The organism is Halorubrum depositum, assembly GCF_007671725.1.
Taxonomy (GTDB): domain Archaea; phylum Halobacteriota; class Halobacteria; order Halobacteriales; family Haloferacaceae; genus Halorubrum; species Halorubrum depositum.
This window is the reverse complement of record NZ_VCNM01000001.1, coordinates 692,002-706,390: the sequence shown is the minus strand read 5'-3', so window position 1 is coordinate 706,390 and position 14,389 is coordinate 692,002. Positions and strand designations below refer to the sequence as shown.

Annotated in this window: 15 protein-coding genes; 1 reads left to right on the top strand and 14 read right to left on the bottom strand. The window is 57.7% G+C overall.

Translation table 11 applies throughout. The features are described from left to right. Window positions 1–4: 4 nt before the first annotated feature. The 14 genes from FGM06_RS03725 to FGM06_RS03655 all read right to left on the bottom strand — a co-directional run bounded on the left by FGM06_RS03725 (window position 5) and on the right by FGM06_RS03655 (window position 11,533). Window positions 5–304: a hypothetical protein gene (locus tag FGM06_RS03725; RefSeq protein WP_144797672.1), complete on the bottom strand. Its 300-nt coding sequence runs from the start codon at window positions 302–304 to the stop codon at window positions 5–7. Continuing rightward, the gene (locus tag FGM06_RS03720; RefSeq protein ID WP_144797670.1) at window positions 301–2,745 is read right to left on the bottom strand and encodes a hypothetical protein; all 2,445 of its coding nucleotides are present in this window, start codon (window positions 2,743–2,745) and stop codon (window positions 301–303) included. The genes FGM06_RS03725 and FGM06_RS03720 overlap by 4 nt, the downstream gene beginning before the upstream one ends. A 2-nt stretch (window positions 2,746–2,747) precedes the next feature. Then, window positions 2,748–3,086: a hypothetical protein gene (locus FGM06_RS03715; protein WP_144797668.1), complete on the bottom strand. Its 339-nt coding sequence runs from the start codon at window positions 3,084–3,086 to the stop codon at window positions 2,748–2,750. Further along, on the bottom strand, window positions 3,086–3,526 hold the full coding sequence (locus FGM06_RS03710) for a hypothetical protein (RefSeq protein ID WP_144797666.1): 441 nt from the start codon (window positions 3,524–3,526) through the stop codon (window positions 3,086–3,088). Before FGM06_RS03710 ends, FGM06_RS03715 begins: the two co-directional genes overlap by 1 nt. A gap of 44 nt (window positions 3,527–3,570) precedes the next feature. Beyond that, complete coding sequence (locus FGM06_RS03705; protein ID WP_144797664.1) at window positions 3,571–4,527, bottom strand: hypothetical protein; 957 nt, start codon at window positions 4,525–4,527, stop codon at window positions 3,571–3,573. Between the two features lie 41 nt (window positions 4,528–4,568). After that, window positions 4,569–5,081, bottom strand: a complete 513-nt coding sequence (locus FGM06_RS03700; protein WP_144797662.1) for a hypothetical protein — start codon at window positions 5,079–5,081, stop codon at window positions 4,569–4,571. Window positions 5,082–5,103: 22 nt separating this feature from the next. Next, the gene (locus FGM06_RS03695; RefSeq protein ID WP_144797660.1) at window positions 5,104–5,544 is read right to left on the bottom strand and encodes a hypothetical protein; all 441 of its coding nucleotides are present in this window, start codon (window positions 5,542–5,544) and stop codon (window positions 5,104–5,106) included. Between the two features lie 6 nt (window positions 5,545–5,550). Then, window positions 5,551–6,321: a hypothetical protein gene (locus tag FGM06_RS03690; protein WP_144797658.1), complete on the bottom strand. Its 771-nt coding sequence runs from the start codon at window positions 6,319–6,321 to the stop codon at window positions 5,551–5,553. Further along, the gene (locus tag FGM06_RS03685) at window positions 6,318–6,602 is read right to left on the bottom strand and encodes a hypothetical protein (RefSeq protein WP_144797655.1); all 285 of its coding nucleotides are present in this window, start codon (window positions 6,600–6,602) and stop codon (window positions 6,318–6,320) included. Before FGM06_RS03685 ends, FGM06_RS03690 begins: the two co-directional genes overlap by 4 nt. Further along, window positions 6,602–8,041 carry a hypothetical protein gene (locus FGM06_RS03680; protein ID WP_144797653.1) on the bottom strand — a complete coding sequence of 480 codons (1,440 nt, stop codon included), beginning with the start codon at window positions 8,039–8,041 and terminating at the stop codon, window positions 6,602–6,604. The genes FGM06_RS03685 and FGM06_RS03680 overlap by 1 nt, the downstream gene beginning before the upstream one ends. A gap of 14 nt (window positions 8,042–8,055) precedes the next feature. After that, window positions 8,056–9,747 carry a terminase large subunit domain-containing protein gene (locus FGM06_RS03675; RefSeq protein ID WP_144797651.1) on the bottom strand — a complete coding sequence of 564 codons (1,692 nt, stop codon included), beginning with the start codon at window positions 9,745–9,747 and terminating at the stop codon, window positions 8,056–8,058. Between the two features lie 91 nt (window positions 9,748–9,838). Beyond that, complete coding sequence (locus FGM06_RS03670) at window positions 9,839–10,045, bottom strand: hypothetical protein (RefSeq protein ID WP_144797649.1); 207 nt, start codon at window positions 10,043–10,045, stop codon at window positions 9,839–9,841. Between the two features lie 452 nt (window positions 10,046–10,497). Beyond that, window positions 10,498–10,761, bottom strand: coding sequence for a hypothetical protein (locus FGM06_RS03660; RefSeq protein ID WP_144797645.1), 264 nt, complete (start codon window positions 10,759–10,761; stop codon window positions 10,498–10,500). Beyond that, window positions 10,754–11,533, bottom strand: coding sequence for a hypothetical protein (locus FGM06_RS03655; RefSeq protein WP_144797643.1), 780 nt, complete (start codon window positions 11,531–11,533; stop codon window positions 10,754–10,756). Before FGM06_RS03655 ends, FGM06_RS03660 begins: the two co-directional genes overlap by 8 nt. A 360-nt stretch (window positions 11,534–11,893) precedes the next feature. Between FGM06_RS03655 and FGM06_RS03650 the strand changes: the two genes are divergently transcribed. Next, window positions 11,894–12,460 carry a HalOD1 output domain-containing protein gene (locus tag FGM06_RS03650; protein WP_186310962.1) on the top strand — a complete coding sequence of 189 codons (567 nt, stop codon included), beginning with the start codon at window positions 11,894–11,896 and terminating at the stop codon, window positions 12,458–12,460. Window positions 12,461–14,389 lie beyond the last annotated feature (1,929 nt).

Here is a 14,389-nt window from a genome sequence, read left to right as displayed (position 1 = left end):
CAGATTAGTCTTCTACCAGAGTCGTTTTCGCTCCGTAGAAACGGAGGTCACGAGCAAGCTCCCGAATCTGCTCATCCCACGGTAGCTCCACGAACTGCTCGCTTGGGGCCACCGCACCACTCCGGCTCGTCTCTACGATTGGTTCACCCGTGTCCACTTCATCGTAGAGTAGGCCATCATCGAGGTCTTGTAGCAGGCCGAGGATTTCCTCGTGGTCGCCCTCGTATTCCCACGAGAACGTGTCGGTGGACTCATCGTATTCCGCCCACCCACGGTTCCCACGCTCGATGAATGTGACCTTCATAGGAATCCCTCGTCTTTCAGTACCTTCTCAGCCTCAGCACTTACAGGTTTCTTCGTCAGCAGGTACGCTTCGATGAAGTACGGGTATGTGTCCACCAGCGTCCGAAGTTTCCGCAACTGCTTTCTGGAGGGATTGGGGACAGTCAACGCCTCGTTGAACGTCGCCATAACCTCCTCGTAGACAGTAGCCGAGTAGCCGTTTCGGAAGACGATCTCCTTCGAGTCGGCCTTGTTCGGAGACTGGTCGTTTGCGATATGGACGATCTGATACCAGAGCGCCATATTCGCCGCCTCTTGGAGTCGCTTGTGGGGTTCCGACTCCGGCGTGGTCAGCTCGGGGAACACGTCGAGCGACTCATCGTAGAACCGCTGGTCAATCATCCCTACAAACTCGGGAGCGGCTTCTTTCGAGAGGTAGTAGTCACCCCAATCGTCCGATACCGTGTCGTAGATCGTCCCATCTTCGCCAACGTAGAAGCCCTCATCCCCGTACTTCTCGTGTGGCTTCTTGAATCCGTAAGCAATTGCTTGGCTCGGCGTGTCTTCTTCTCCACCGACGAACGAGGTCGGGGAGTTGGGGCCGTCCCATCCCGTAAATTCGAGGATTTCAACCTCGCCGTCCTTCCGAACCGCAATGAAGTCTCCTTGTTCGAGCTTCATATCGTCCGGCTTGAGAACCTGCTGAGGCGTTAGCTCCTGAATGTGATCTTTCAGCGCCTCAGTCGCCGGAGACGTGCCCTGCGTCTCTAATCGCGCCAACTCCTCCACTTCGTCTTCCCAATCGTGGAAGCCGTAGGGTTCGAGCTGGTCGCGGTTGTCTTCAACGAGATTCCCATTACTGAACCGAACCCGATTCGGGTCGGAATTGTCGCGGGCCATGTACGCCTCGATGTACGTGTGAACGGCGTTTTCCTCGTCGTAGGGATTCCATTTCGGGAGGCCGTCCTCGTACATATGGGAGTGGGAAGCGTCGTTCCGCTTGCTCCACGGCTTCATAAACTTGTGTTCCATCGGGTCGTTCCCGTAGACTGAGTATTGGGTGTCGGTCGGCTGGCTGTATGCGTGGCCGAACTCGTGCGCCAGCGTCGTCTCCCATTGCTGGCCGGAACTCGGAGTGTGCTGAAGTCTCCATCCGTCCTTCTCGACGCCAACGTGGTCACGGTCTTGGCGGATACGTGCCTTCTCCCACTCGAAGATAACCCGACCGAGGTGTTCGCGGTCGCGGTAAGACGGGAGGATGAAGTCCTCCACACCGTCGCGGAGGTTCTGAATAGATTGAGCCGTGGGAACGCCTCCATCCCCATCGGTTTTTGCGACCACCTCATCGAAGTGGCCGAGCATCAGTTCTCTCTGTCGGGCCTCAGAAACCTCGGTGAAATCTTCGAGGTGTCGGATTACCCATCCATTCAGAGAGTCACCGATCTCGACTTCTTCGCCGGTATCCAGCTCTACCTTGAAGTTGTCGTTCAGGTTGATGGGGGGACTGGTGACGGTTCCACGAGCGGTCTGACCCGAGTGTTCGTCGTATGCTACAACTTCGGCGTTGTAGTAGGCCATCTGTGCCTTCCCGCCCGCCGAGTCCCGAATGAAGACTTGCTTCATCGAGGGGTCTGCGAACGAGTCGTCGTATTCCGGCCTGTCTTCGACCTGAAGAACCCGAGTGACCGGAACCATATGGCTCTCGTCGGAGTCCAGTTCTTCGACCACGTACCGGCGGTTGTACCCTATGTAGTGGGCGTCACCCGTGACGTAGCCGTGCAGGAGATTCCCGTCTTCATCGTACCAGTAGACGCGATCTCCCACGTCGGCACGTCCGGTAGTATCCAGCGACGGATGCTCTCCGAACGGAGAGATAATGTCCGAGTAGTCCACATCGTAGCGAGAGCCGTCTCCTTGGAGAGCAACGAACGAGTCGTCGTTCTTCTCAACTACGTCAACGAGGTAGTCAATATCCTCGTCGTACTTGATGTAAACTCGGTCGCCTTCTTCCACGTCGTCGCGGTCGTAGCGCCCGGTGAGCGACCGGGGAACGTCCGGGCCTACGTCGAACACAGACCCGTTCCCGCCGCCGTCAGAGTCAGAGTCTCCGAGGGAGAATCCCTGCATCTTCCGGGCGACCCACGGGAGTAGGGCCTGAACAGGAGGGCCGCCGTCAGCGTACTTCGCCGCCGGAACGCCAGCGTCGAGCGCCCCTGCGTGGGGAGCTTCATTGACGAACTTGATACTGGAACGAGTCGGGGTGTCTCCCGCGTCGATGATTCGGAACCCCTTGGCGACCTCGTAGTTGAAGTACGCCTGATTCCGATTGATGATTTCGAGGGCCTTCTCACGACCGGACTCCGCGATCTTCTCAGCGGATTTGTCCATCCCGCGTTTGAAATCCCGCTTAATATCGCGGATAACGCGGTCTTCGTTTTTGACCCGAACCCGGAACTTGCCCATCGTTATTCAGAAACGAGCTTTCCGAAAATCGCAACGTGCGTGTCGTAGATCGTCGGAGACTCCAGCTCGTAGAGAGTCCCGTCGTACCGAATCCGTGAGTTGTCGTCGGGCGCGTCGTCCCGAGCGAACAGGAACACCGGGTGATCACGCTTCCGGGGGCCACCACGGTTGTTTACCTCCGTGTTCCGATTCGGGTACGTTCTAACGCATCGAGTGGTGTGAGACAGAATCCAATCGTACTGCGGGTTGTTGAAGCCGTCAACCCCCGTCTTCCCCTCGATAAGAACGTCAACCTCCTTTCCAAGCCGGTCGATTGCGGAGTGAACCGAACGGCGGGACATTAGAGCGAGATACCTCCGCTGGTATCCTCATCGTCGACGCCGTACTCCCGGTCAGTCCGGGCGACCGAGGAAAGACCGAATGACGCTTCCGGCTTCTGGATACGCCGGAGCGCGTTCTCCATATTCCGATACCAGATGGTGACTTCATTGTTCGACTTGGCGAGAAGCGCCTTGTGGTCGATAGCACCAACCTGAACGGTCTGAGAGTCGAGTTCGCCTGCGGCAACCTTGAGGAAAAGCTTGGTAGCCCAATTGAGGGCTTCTTCCTGAGCCGGGTCGCCATACCAATCCACCTCGGCGTCGTTCAAAGAGGCGCGTAGCTGGACGTGCCGCTTCGCGTCCGAGAGGACAGTATCCATCTCCTCCTCGGAGATTCGAGAAACCTCGATGCCGGTGAACGCCCGGACTTCAGATTTGAATGTAGTATCGTCTGTTGCCATTGAAAGTACGAAAAAGGAAAATCGAACTCGAACTACCAGCCCGTTTACGAGTAGTTCGTGCTGTCGCCCTTGAAGTGGACAGCGCCGAGGGGGTTCGTCATCGAGACGCCGAACGACATGGTGGCGCTCGAATTGATGATCTCGCCCGGCTCCGTCGCGGGGCCACCCGTGGGACGGGTAATCTGCATCGGGCGGTCGATGTATTCCTTGACGGGATTCTCACCGACGCCGATCACGTAGAACTCGTCGCCGCGCAGGTAGGGCGTGGTCATCAGCTCAACACCGTCGATGCTGAACGTCTGCTCACGAACGTCCTGCGAGCGCATCCCGGTCGCCATCGGGATGTGGTAGTTCATGTCCCACGACAGCTCGTTGCGGAGCTTGCGCTTGAGGTCGATGGACATGAGGGCGACCTTCTGCCCGTTCCAGCCGTGGTGACGCAGTTCGTCAGCGGCGTACTCGATGTGTTCGCTGGCGCGGTGCGCCGAAGTGTCACCGAACAGCTCACTCGTGTCAGCGAAGACGTGGGAGTGCGTGCGGTCGAAGCCGTATGCACCGTGGTCGGGAACGTCGAACCAGACCGGCTCGCTACCGTCAGCGATGCCGTTGAAGATCACCTCGTGGATGATGCGGTCTTCAGTCTCCTTGCCCTCCTCCAGCACATTACGAACCTGCTTCATAATGTGGTCGGAGGTGGACTTCTCGATGAACCGCTGAGTAAAGCCGAGGGCCTTACCGTATTCGCTCGTGCGAATGGTCATCTGGAGGTAGTCGTCGTCCTTTGCGCGGGTGGTCGCGGGGAATTCACCCTCACTCAGCTTCTCCCACTCGCCCGGCTCAGCCTCGATTTCCTGAAGGAAAGTCTGCTGATCGACCTGCTCAACGAACAGGTCACGGAACGGGCGGTCAGCCTCGTTGAAGTAGTTGACGAGATTCTGAGTCTTCTCAGCGATCTCGACAAGCGGAACATCGTCCTTAGTGAAGATTTCGCGGTTAACCATAAAGAGTTAGAAAGTAGAGATTAAGTCTTTAGCCGATTACTCTACGCCGTCTGGTAGTCGTGGTTCACGTCCAGAAGGAACGTCGTCGCGTTGACCGCAACGCCGAGATACTGAACCAGCTCACCAGCCGCCGAAGGAGCGGTCTGCGTGACGCCGCCGCCGACGCCGAGGTACACCGGCTCGTTCGGAGTGAAGTCAACAGTACCGTCCTCGTCTTCGAGGTAGATACCGTGGGTGAAGTACGTCACCTCGTCGCCAGCCTGCGTCCGTTCGAGGTCGTAGGCTTCGTCGAGGCGGCGACCCATCGTGCCGTTGTCGTGGAGGTTAGCCGACCAGTACGAACGGTCGCGTACGTCCTCCATCAGGACGCCAATAGCGGGCTGTGCAACAGCCGCGTCAGCGTCGGCGGGGACGACGATGGTGTTCCCATCAGCGTCCTCGCTCAGACCCACAACGTCGCCTTCCAGAAGCGGAAGGTCAGCGTCGGGGTTCAGAGTCTCACCGTCGCGGTTCAGCGGCGTGTCCTTGAACTTAGCGAACTTGAAGTTAGCCATGATAGATTAGAAATGTAGTCGTTTAGAAGCCGAGGCCCGGAATGTCACCGAGATACTGCTTGGCGAAGTCGGCCTTCGCCTCGTCGTCGTCGCCAACATTACCGCGCGTTCCGAAGTCAGAGAACTCAGCCTCCTCGTCCTCGTTGTCGTCGTCGTCCTCCTCCTCCTCATCCTCGTCCGCCTCAGCGAACTCGGCAAGAAGCTCGCGCTTCCGCGAGATCGAGAACGCCGCCAGCTCGTCCTCACCGAGAGGCGAGACTTCGGCAAGCTCCTCAGTCAGTTCAGCATCGAAATCCTGAACCTCCGAGACGCGACCCTCAAGACCTTCGATAGTCTCGCTGGCCTGCTCGAACTCAGCAATATTCTGTTCCTGTGCCTCAGAGAACTGACGAACGAGCGAAGCAAGCTCGTCAGCCTCCATCTCATCGAGGTCGGTGTCGAAAGTAACCTTCTGGAAATCCATAGTTAGTTAGAAGGAGATAGTCTCCGTGCGGACAGAGAAGGCCGAGTTCTCCGAGGACTCCCCCACATCGAGGGGGTTGGCTTCGTCCTCATCATCGACATCGGCGTTCGCCTGCTCCATGATGTGTTCTGCAAAGGCGGCGCTCGGTAGACCAAGGCCACCTTCATCGTACCCGCCGGGGAACGGGACGGTACTGAACTCTCGAATCTGCCCGTCGATGAGTTCAGGCTCGCCGTCTTCGTTCACAACGGCTTCGTACTGATTACCGAACCCGACCGAGCCATCGGTCATCGTCGGCGGGGTGTACGTCAGGCGCTTCACCACTTCGTCGTGGGTCGGAGCGCCCGTGTTGAACACCCGATTCATCAGCATCAGCTTCTCGACGGACTCCTCGAACCACACCTTCTGGATTTTCCCGATCTCGTCCAGAGGGCGGTCGGAGTGGCCGAGCATATACGGCTCCTGACCGGAGTAGTTCTTCTCCGCGACCTTCCGCAAGAACGTGTCCGTGATTCGGACGCCGTTGCGGGCTTCGGGCGGGCCGGGTTCCATTGCTTCGTACACAACGTCAACCGACAGAAGCTCGCCCTCGTCGTCGCGGTTCTCACGCACCCCGTACTCGTTGAACCCATCGAGGTCAACGGACTCGGGGTAGTGACGCCCCGCCGTAAACTCCAGCAGGGCGTCCGAACTAATCGGGGAAGGGCCGTCGCCGTCGTCGTCCGGCGGGGAATCGGTACTCGTAGAAAATTCGATTTCGTGTAGATTGAGACTCATAGGAGAGTAAAGAGATACGTCACCGCCGCCCCGAAACCGAGCGTCAGCGCCGTGATGAACGCACCAAGAATCAGCGAATTGCGCCGACTACGGTTATCGTTCGTCTCGGCCTGCTTCTCCAAAGGGATAATCCGGTTGTCCCGTAGATTCTCCACTTGGTCGCGGTTATTTCGAGATCGCTCGTCTGTCCGGGCGAGCTGAGAATTTAGGTCTTGTATCTCACTCAGAATACTCTTGAGGAGTTTCACCTCAGAGTCCCCATCTGCTTCGTCAGGGGGCATTAGGCGTTTTCATCCTCCGTGATGGACTGTCTATTCCGCTCGTTAGAGCTATCACGCCCCGATTCACGGGACTTGACCTCCCCACCCGCCGACTCTACACCAGTCCCGGTGTCAGTCGGACGCCCACCTTCAGGATTCTGTATCCTGTCGCCACGCCCGGCGAGTTCCGTAATCAGCGGAATGATCTCGCTCGTAAGCTGGTCGGGAGTCGGCAGTTCAACCTCGGGGTCGATGCCAGCCCGGTCAGCGAACGCTTCACGAGTGAGGAAGCCGGACTGATAGAGCGTAACGAGCTTATCAATCTCAAGCCGCTTCTCCGCCGACGAGTGTTCACCGAACTCAAACTCGGGAACCACGCCGTCGAACTCGTCCAGCGAGGACTCCACCATCAGCGACTTGAGAATCTGATTCTCAACAGCCGACTTGACGATGTTCTGGAGCCGCTTGATACGCCGCTTGAACGACGGCATCGAGGCGGTAGCTTCGCCGGTCGAACCTCCCATATTCATCAAGAGCGCCGGAATCCCGAGGCCCGTGATAATGCGGTTCTGAAGATGCTCGAACGTCCCTTCGAGCTTCATAGCCCCCGCCGTCGATGAGGTAGAGGTCACGCCAACCACGTCGAAGTCAACGTCGTGGGGAGCCGCGAGCATCGAGTCCGGCTCGATCTGCTCAACGGTGTCCAGCCAGCCACCAATCTGGTCTTCCGACCATTGTTCTTCCTCAGTCCCGAGCTTCCACAGCACGGGCGGGTACGCCTTGGTAGCCACGAAGCGGGCGTAGTCGAACTCCATATCGCGGAGCATATCCGCCTGTTCCTGAACCGGCTCGACGAACGACCGACCAAAATCCTCGGCGGGGTCTTTCGTGAACCAAAGCTCAGCGACCTCGTGGGGCTTGTACCGGGTCGCATCATCGTCGTCCGGGCCACCGCCACTCGGCGGCTCCAGAGCGTATTCAGTTACGAACCCGTACTCGTCCGTCTTCTTGTGCATCCGCTCGGTCGGCAGGACACGCGGGAGGAATCGCTCATCCTGAACGACCAGCTCCATGAAGGAGTGGCCGTCCTGAGCCGCGTACTCAACCCATTGGTTGAACACGCGCCAAAACTCCGAGTTGTGGAGTAGGAGAGCGATAGGAGCAATGTCTTCCTCGGTCTGCTCGATACCCGTACCGGGAACGTTCCGAGGGGAGAGATTGAACCCGTCGCCGCAAATCCAGTCGATAAGCGTGTAAAGCGCCTCGTGAACGTGAGGGTCGGTGCGAACTATGTCCCGATTCTTCTGAATCTCCGACTTCGGAGCCTCAGAAGATCGAGGGCCGGAGAACCGACCACCGCCGCCTTGCCCCTTTTCTTTGATAGCACCCTTGGGGGAGTCGGCGGCGAAGTCCAACCGTTCATCCTCACTCGGAGGGTCAACAAAATTTCCTTCAGTCATTTAAAGAGAGTAGATTAGAACTTCCGTCGCCGCCTGTGAGTTGAACGGCGTCTGTGCCTTGATTTGTAACCGCGCTTGTCGCGTCCGTGCGAGAGAGAATAGCCGCGACCACCGGACGATTCGCCGGAAATTTTCAGTCCTGCCCATCCCTCGCGCTCCTGAGGTTCTTCCACCTGAACCGGAGGGGTCACATCCTCTCGCTGTTGGAGGGTTCTCGACTTGTCCGACTTGAAGTTCGGAGGGAACGCCGCCAGCACCGTCGCCATAGCGAGGTCGTCCTTCCCCTCCGGGGCGTGTTCCTTCCCCGTGAACTTCGGCTTCTGCCAATCCTCCTTCTGCTGTTTGACAATCGCACCGAGCTGTTCTCGGAGCTGTTCGTCGTCAGGGAGAGAGACGAGATCGTTGTGAAGGGCGTAGTTCATGTTGCCCATCATCTTCTCCACCTTGTCCTTCGCGGAGAAATTGAAGCCCGTGTAGGCCCGCCCGATACGACGGCGAACCTCGTCATGGAATCCCTGTCCCACCCCCGTCATGTCCATCACGACGTTCGAGATGCCCATCGCGTGATAGACCTGAGAGATACGTTCGGCCACCGCCGCCGGGTTCTGCCGACTCGATGGAGTGATTCCCGCCTGCGACAGCACGCGGTCGTTCACGACCTCCTTGTACCGGCAGTACCGACGCGGGCCTTCATGCTCGAAGACCACAATCGCCGTGTCGTCGGAGTTGAACCCAATGTCCACACCCATAACCAGAGTGTTGGGAGTGTCGTACCGCCTGAGGCCGTAGGAGTACCCCTCAGCGGCCCCCCGCTCCATTGCGACCTCTATGGTGGGCATCGAGAAGAAGCGGTACTCGTCACTCACAGGGCGGCACAGATACTCTTGTGCGAAGCCGTTGGGGTCGGAGGCTCGCTGAGTTTCCGCCGCCATTAGGTCGAAGTCGGGCCGGACGGGTTCCACATCCTGCTCGAATAGCGAGCGATCAGTCTCGATCTCGTCCGCGTTCTTGAACGTCGGCTGTTTCAGAGCGAGAATCCCGAAGTCGTTGCGACCGTCCGGCGTCCCCCGCTCGTTCGCCTGCATGAACTCGTCGTTCGCGGCCTTCGGCGTGGACACCTGCACCATTTGACTCGAACCGAGACTGATGGTGGGTAGGTACGCATCGAGGGTGGCGCTCTGGTCTTCCAAGAACGCCATCTCGTCAATAAAAACGGTCTTCGGCGGGTCTTCACCACGAGCGGAGTCCGGGTCGCCCGTGTACGCCTTGATTCGAGAGCCGTTCGGCAGAACGATCTCGTCCTGATTGTCCTTTTCGAGCGGAATGTCGATTTTCGCGTTCTTGATTAGCGTCTTAATGTCGCTAATCCGCGAGTTCGACTGCCCCTTCGTCTTCGAGAGAATAGGGTAGAACGTATCCGGCTTGAGAAGCGCCTCAATCAGGATACAGATACCGATTACGTAGGAAACGCCAATCCGCCGCCCCTTGTAGATGTTCAGAATCTTCGCATCGCCGTAGAAGTAGGCGTGCATAATCCGGGGCTGGTACGGGCGAAAGAGCGTCAGCGGCTCAATTTCGTCCGTCTCCAGATTCTTCGCCCGGAGAATGTCCTCTGCGAGAAGATCGGGGCGGCCATTCCACCGTTCGAGCAACGCATCAACGTCAGCATCGCTCTCAGAGGCGAACTTTTCAGCAATTTCCTGCATAAAATGGGTATATAAAGCGAGACAGACCGGAATCGAACCGGCTACGCCCTCCGATTTGGTGGACGTCTTCCCAACTACTACTGTCCCAAAATCACCGCAGATGGGCCAAATCGACGTAAGAATCGCCGTTCAGCGCCTCAATCCACGCATACCAGTTCCGAGAATCCTCGATCAGATACCTCGGAGGCTCAACACCGGAGTCTCCAAACTCCAATCCGACGGCTTCGCCGTCCGAAGGAGTATTACTCGGGGGGTATGGTTCAGATTTAGACACCTTGACCGGCTCGTAGGGGTTCATAAAGAGAGATTCGCCGCATCGAGGGGTGTGAGACGGCTATCGGAGCGTCAGAGTGACCGAATCACCGCAGATTTCGACCTTCTCAACGTCGGCGGGGTCAACGTCCGTTCGGCCACGGATATGACCGTCCAGAACCGACGCCAGCGGGAGTGACAGGCCAAATTCGACCGTATCGTACTCGAAATCCGGCTCAGAGAGGCCGCAATCGCAGTTTTCGCAAGGCTCAGTCACGGGTCAGTCCTCGAAAGTCAGATTTTCCTCGAAATTCGCTTCCTCAGTCTCCTCTCGGACGAGCTTGCCGTCCTCAGAGACGCTATACTCGGATGTTTCCTGCTTGTCCATCGTATCGTACCTGCCCCTCGATGCGGAAATCCCCAAGAAGAACGCCGCAGGTGGGGCAATTCCCGCCGTCAGGGGCGTGATAACCGCAATTATAGCAATTCATAGTTGATTCACCGCCGCACCAGAAGGGTGTCTCCGCTCACCCTCCGACCCCGGTACTTCCGGGGAACCGCGCATTGATAGCTGAGAACCTGCTTTGAGGGCCGGAAATGGTAGTTCACGCCCCCGACCATCCCGATGATCGGCTCTCCGAAGTAGAGAGCGAGGTCTTCGTACAGGTCAACGTCCATATGCGCCTGCTTCTCCTGCCACGTCTGAACCTCGGCATCCAGCACGAGATCGTAGTCGCGGGAGAAGCGTTCAAGTTCAGCCATCTTCGTCCTCGAATATGTCGTCGTCGGGGTCGAACGACGGCTCCTCACCGTCTTCACCCCCACCGAGAACAGCCTCCGCCGCGACAGCGGCGAGCTGTTCCGTCGCGCTCGCGGTCTTCTCGTCCGTGTTCATCTTGGACGCCTCCTTCGGGGTCAGCCCAAGCTCCTTCATTATATCGAGAATGAGCTTCTGCTTGAGCCGGAGGTCTTCGCTCAGACCGTGAGCATCCGTGATAACGCGAAGGTTTCCGTTCTCATCGTACACTTCCTGCCTGTCCATCTCGCCCTCGTCGAGGATGTATTTGGACGAGCGGGCTACGCGAACGCGCCCGAGCGCCGCCTGTTCGAGCAGATCGTACCGGGCGGGGTCTTCGTCCTTAGACGGCCAGCCGTAGGCGTCCGCCCACGACATGATGAAGTCGTAGAGCTTCTGATCGTCTTCGTCAAAGACCTCTTTCAAGTGTTCGTCAGTAGCGTACATTCCGTGTTTGAGTGCCGCGAGTAGTTCGAGATTGTCGTTGTTGCCGTCCGCGTTCTGGTTCGCGCCGTGAAATCGGCACGAATGAGCGTGCCCACCATCATCGAGGCGGGCTACTCGATTACTGCAATATCGTGTTGGCCCGTCGTAGTCCTCGGGCTGTTTCCCGATTCGTGTAAGGCAGTAAGCAGTATCGAAGGAAATCCCCTTCTCGGCCTTCGGCGTCTGAAGATACTCGTGGCGTAGCTCCGCGAGTTCTTGTACCGTGTAGCCTGTTACTTCTGCCTGAGCCATTGTGAGTTACTAAAAGTGATTCACCGCATCGAGTCGTTTTCTCTAAAACTCGGGTTAGAAAAGTAGAACACCCGAGCTAAACCGACAGAAAACAGAACCAGAGAGAAGAACACCTGAGTCACCAGCTCAGGAATCCAGAGAAGAAAGCCAGTAGTAGGAGGTCGTCTTCGTCGCTTCGCTCCTACACTCCTATTAATGGTAAAGGGTTTATATAGGATGGGTGGTGTTCAAATACTTCCCGTCAATCGCCTTATGGGATAATCGGACAGTATCTCCCCTGAAAATCTATGCGTCTGAATAGCATCCTAAGAAGAAGTGACAGCGATAAGTCTTAATACGCCGATTGTCTCCTAAACAAGTATGCCTGACCCGGTTCACAGTCACCATGTTGCGGTCGATGAGGAACATGATCTGCTAAGCCGGGGAGCGCACGATTCGAGAGGGCCGGGTTCACTCTCAGTATCAGTCATACAAGAACTCGCAACTCTACTCGACGTAGACCCCGTAGCGACTCCCCTCCATCTGGAGGACTGCATCGACCCAGATTGGCTCGATCAGCTCCCCGACCGAAACGCCGACCACGACGAGAACAGCATCGGCATTGCCTTCCACTACGGCGACTACAAGATATTCTGTTGTTCGTGCGGGAAGATCGCCGTCTATGGCGACCTCGCAAAACACGAGAGAGGCGAGATGGTCACTCCCCACTCGATGAAGAACATCACTCCAGAGAAAACCGAGCTGGAACTCCCCGAGCATACCCGCATAGCCCGTCCAGATGGAGGCCGTACACGCGAGAGTCGTCCAGAGGGCGGCGGAACAGATGGGTTCTCCCCCAAGAAAGGAGAACCCCTGTTCTTCGGAGCCGCCCCTACCCTCGTCAATCTCGCCAACGAGGTCGTCTCCACCGTCCCACCAGTCCTCTGAAAAACCGATTTTTCTGACCTCAGAGCTGAAAATTCTGAGAGGGACTTACTAAACTGCGTGTGCGGAATGTGCCTTAATGTTCTAACCGTCCCGGTGGGTGGCCCGCTTGTTGGGGCTTGTACCCGGTGATCTGGACGTTATCGTTGGCCCTACGCGCGTACCTGTGCCTGCTCGTTCGTCTCCGGTGGTGGCCCGGCCCGTCCGTCCCTGTCGGTGGCCCCTGTCGGTGGCCCGGTGGCCCGTCCCGGCCCGTCCCGTCTCTCTCGATCACACCGGCCCGGCCCCCTGTCGGCCCGTCTCCCGGCCCGCGCGGGCCGTCTCTCCCGTCTCTCGGGCCGGTGTGTCCGTCCATACGGGCCGTTATCCCGACTCTCGGGCCACCTGAAAACGCCGCGTTTGGCAAGTACGGGCCGTTATGCGTCCGTCTCTCCTATGTCCGTCCGTCCCGCGCGTCTCTCCCGTCCGTCCCGGCCCCCGTCCGTCTCCCGCGTTTCCCCTGTTTGTACGTTGTGGCCCGTCTCCCGTCCGTCCGTGGGTGTTTCGGCGCTTTTGGGACTTCAGTTATTAATTCTCTTTGCCGGTATTGATTTACCCGTATTTCCCCGCATCGAGGCTTGTATCCTCCGCGTTTGACACTCTCATAGTTTTTTATTTATATAGTAATCTACTACTGTATGCTGTCAACTTACAGTATTTGCCGCTTCTTTTCAGTATGTAGGTTATACTATATGCCCGTCTCTCGGCTTGTCTCTCCTGTTTCTACCGGATTAATAGTATGTAATGATTCTACCTCCGCTAATTATATATACCCCCCGGATGCTTGGTATAGATGTCGCTTGGTGAAAGCGGCCCGCCCCGGTTTGATGTTAACCGGGGCGGTGGCCCCCTGATACCGGGGCCGGGGACACACTCCCGGCTATAAAGGCCCGGAACCGCCGGAAAACGGCCTTAAATCGTCGTTTTCGGGGGCGTTGCCATATGCGTCCCCCGTTGGACGGTTTCGTTAGCACGTTGCCACCCTTCGACGGAACTACTACCACGTTCCCCCCGAACGCTCGGGGGCGGGTAAGTAGGCCCGTGGGTAGGTTTCCCTCGTTTGGCCCCTGTCGGGCCGGACGGGGCGGGACGGAACCACGGCCGAAACGGCCCGATCACGGAATGTAGGCCCGACACACACCTGTTGAATCAGTAGGAGAGACGACTAAGACGGCCCGAGAGACAATTAATCAGGTAGGAGAGATATAGACGGTTAGGTAAGTCGGTGTTCACTTCGCCCCAACGGGGGTATTCCGGTGTGGAAACCGGATTTAAAGAGACATAGGCCCGTACCAAGTACGGGGGAACGGAACCGTCCCGAACGCTCGGGACGGGGTAGGAACGTGGGGCGGGCCGGGACGTAACACCCTGTCGGTGTGAGTCCCGCCCCCGCCCCGAAACGTCAAACGGGGGCCACCGCGTGAGTCCGGCGATAACCTCAAAGGTAGCATAGCGCGGCCCCAAACGGCCCCCGTGGTGATACGTCGAAGGTAGGACTTGAAGGGCCGAACGCGGGGCGGGGAACCGCGTTCCGGTGGCCCGTATGTGAGTCCGAAACCGGCCCGGCCCCACGGACGGGGAAAGGTGAAACTCTCGATCTTGCTGGAAACCTTAGCGGCCCGGTGTGTAATTTCAGGTGATAGGGGTAGTATGGCCCGGACAAAGAGCGACCCTTAGGGCAAAGAGTGACGAAAACAGGCATTACGTAGCGTTAACGCTCGTAACTGTCGAACCGCCCCCTTAGTGGGGTATGGAAACGTGAATCCCGCCCATCTTTCGGTTAGCGGTTAGCAAAAAAGGCGCTTAGCCTTTGGACTGAAAGTCTATGCCACAAACAGGTTCGTAGGGAGACGAACGTAGTAGTCAAGAGCAAATGCTCATAGCCGATTAACG

Coding starts and splice junctions, on each gene's coding strand:
- FGM06_RS03685 (WP_144797655.1), bottom strand. CDS start 6,602: ATGCCCCCTGACGAAGCAGATGGGGACTCTGAGGTGAAACTCCTCAAG.
- FGM06_RS03725 (WP_144797672.1), bottom strand. CDS start 304: ATGAAGGTCACATTCATCGAGCGTGGGAACCGTGGGTGGGCGGAATAC.
- FGM06_RS03675 (WP_144797651.1), bottom strand. CDS start 9,747: ATGCAGGAAATTGCTGAAAAGTTCGCCTCTGAGAGCGATGCTGACGTT.
- FGM06_RS03695 (WP_144797660.1), bottom strand. CDS start 5,544: ATGGATTTCCAGAAGGTTACTTTCGACACCGACCTCGATGAGATGGAG.
- FGM06_RS03655 (WP_144797643.1), bottom strand. CDS start 11,533: ATGGCTCAGGCAGAAGTAACAGGCTACACGGTACAAGAACTCGCGGAG.
- FGM06_RS03660 (WP_144797645.1), bottom strand. CDS start 10,761: ATGGCTGAACTTGAACGCTTCTCCCGCGACTACGATCTCGTGCTGGAT.
- FGM06_RS03650 (WP_186310962.1), top strand. CDS start 11,894: ATGCCTGACCCGGTTCACAGTCACCATGTTGCGGTCGATGAGGAACAT.
- FGM06_RS03705 (WP_144797664.1), bottom strand. CDS start 4,527: ATGGTTAACCGCGAAATCTTCACTAAGGACGATGTTCCGCTTGTCGAG.
- FGM06_RS03680 (WP_144797653.1), bottom strand. CDS start 8,041: ATGACTGAAGGAAATTTTGTTGACCCTCCGAGTGAGGATGAACGGTTG.
- FGM06_RS03710 (WP_144797666.1), bottom strand. CDS start 3,526: ATGGCAACAGACGATACTACATTCAAATCTGAAGTCCGGGCGTTCACC.
- FGM06_RS03700 (WP_144797662.1), bottom strand. CDS start 5,081: ATGGCTAACTTCAAGTTCGCTAAGTTCAAGGACACGCCGCTGAACCGC.
- FGM06_RS03715 (WP_144797668.1), bottom strand. CDS start 3,086: ATGTCCCGCCGTTCGGTTCACTCCGCAATCGACCGGCTTGGAAAGGAG.
- FGM06_RS03720 (WP_144797670.1), bottom strand. CDS start 2,745: ATGGGCAAGTTCCGGGTTCGGGTCAAAAACGAAGACCGCGTTATCCGC.
- FGM06_RS03670 (WP_144797649.1), bottom strand. CDS start 10,045: ATGAACCCCTACGAGCCGGTCAAGGTGTCTAAATCTGAACCATACCCC.
- FGM06_RS03690 (WP_144797658.1), bottom strand. CDS start 6,321: ATGAGTCTCAATCTACACGAAATCGAATTTTCTACGAGTACCGATTCC.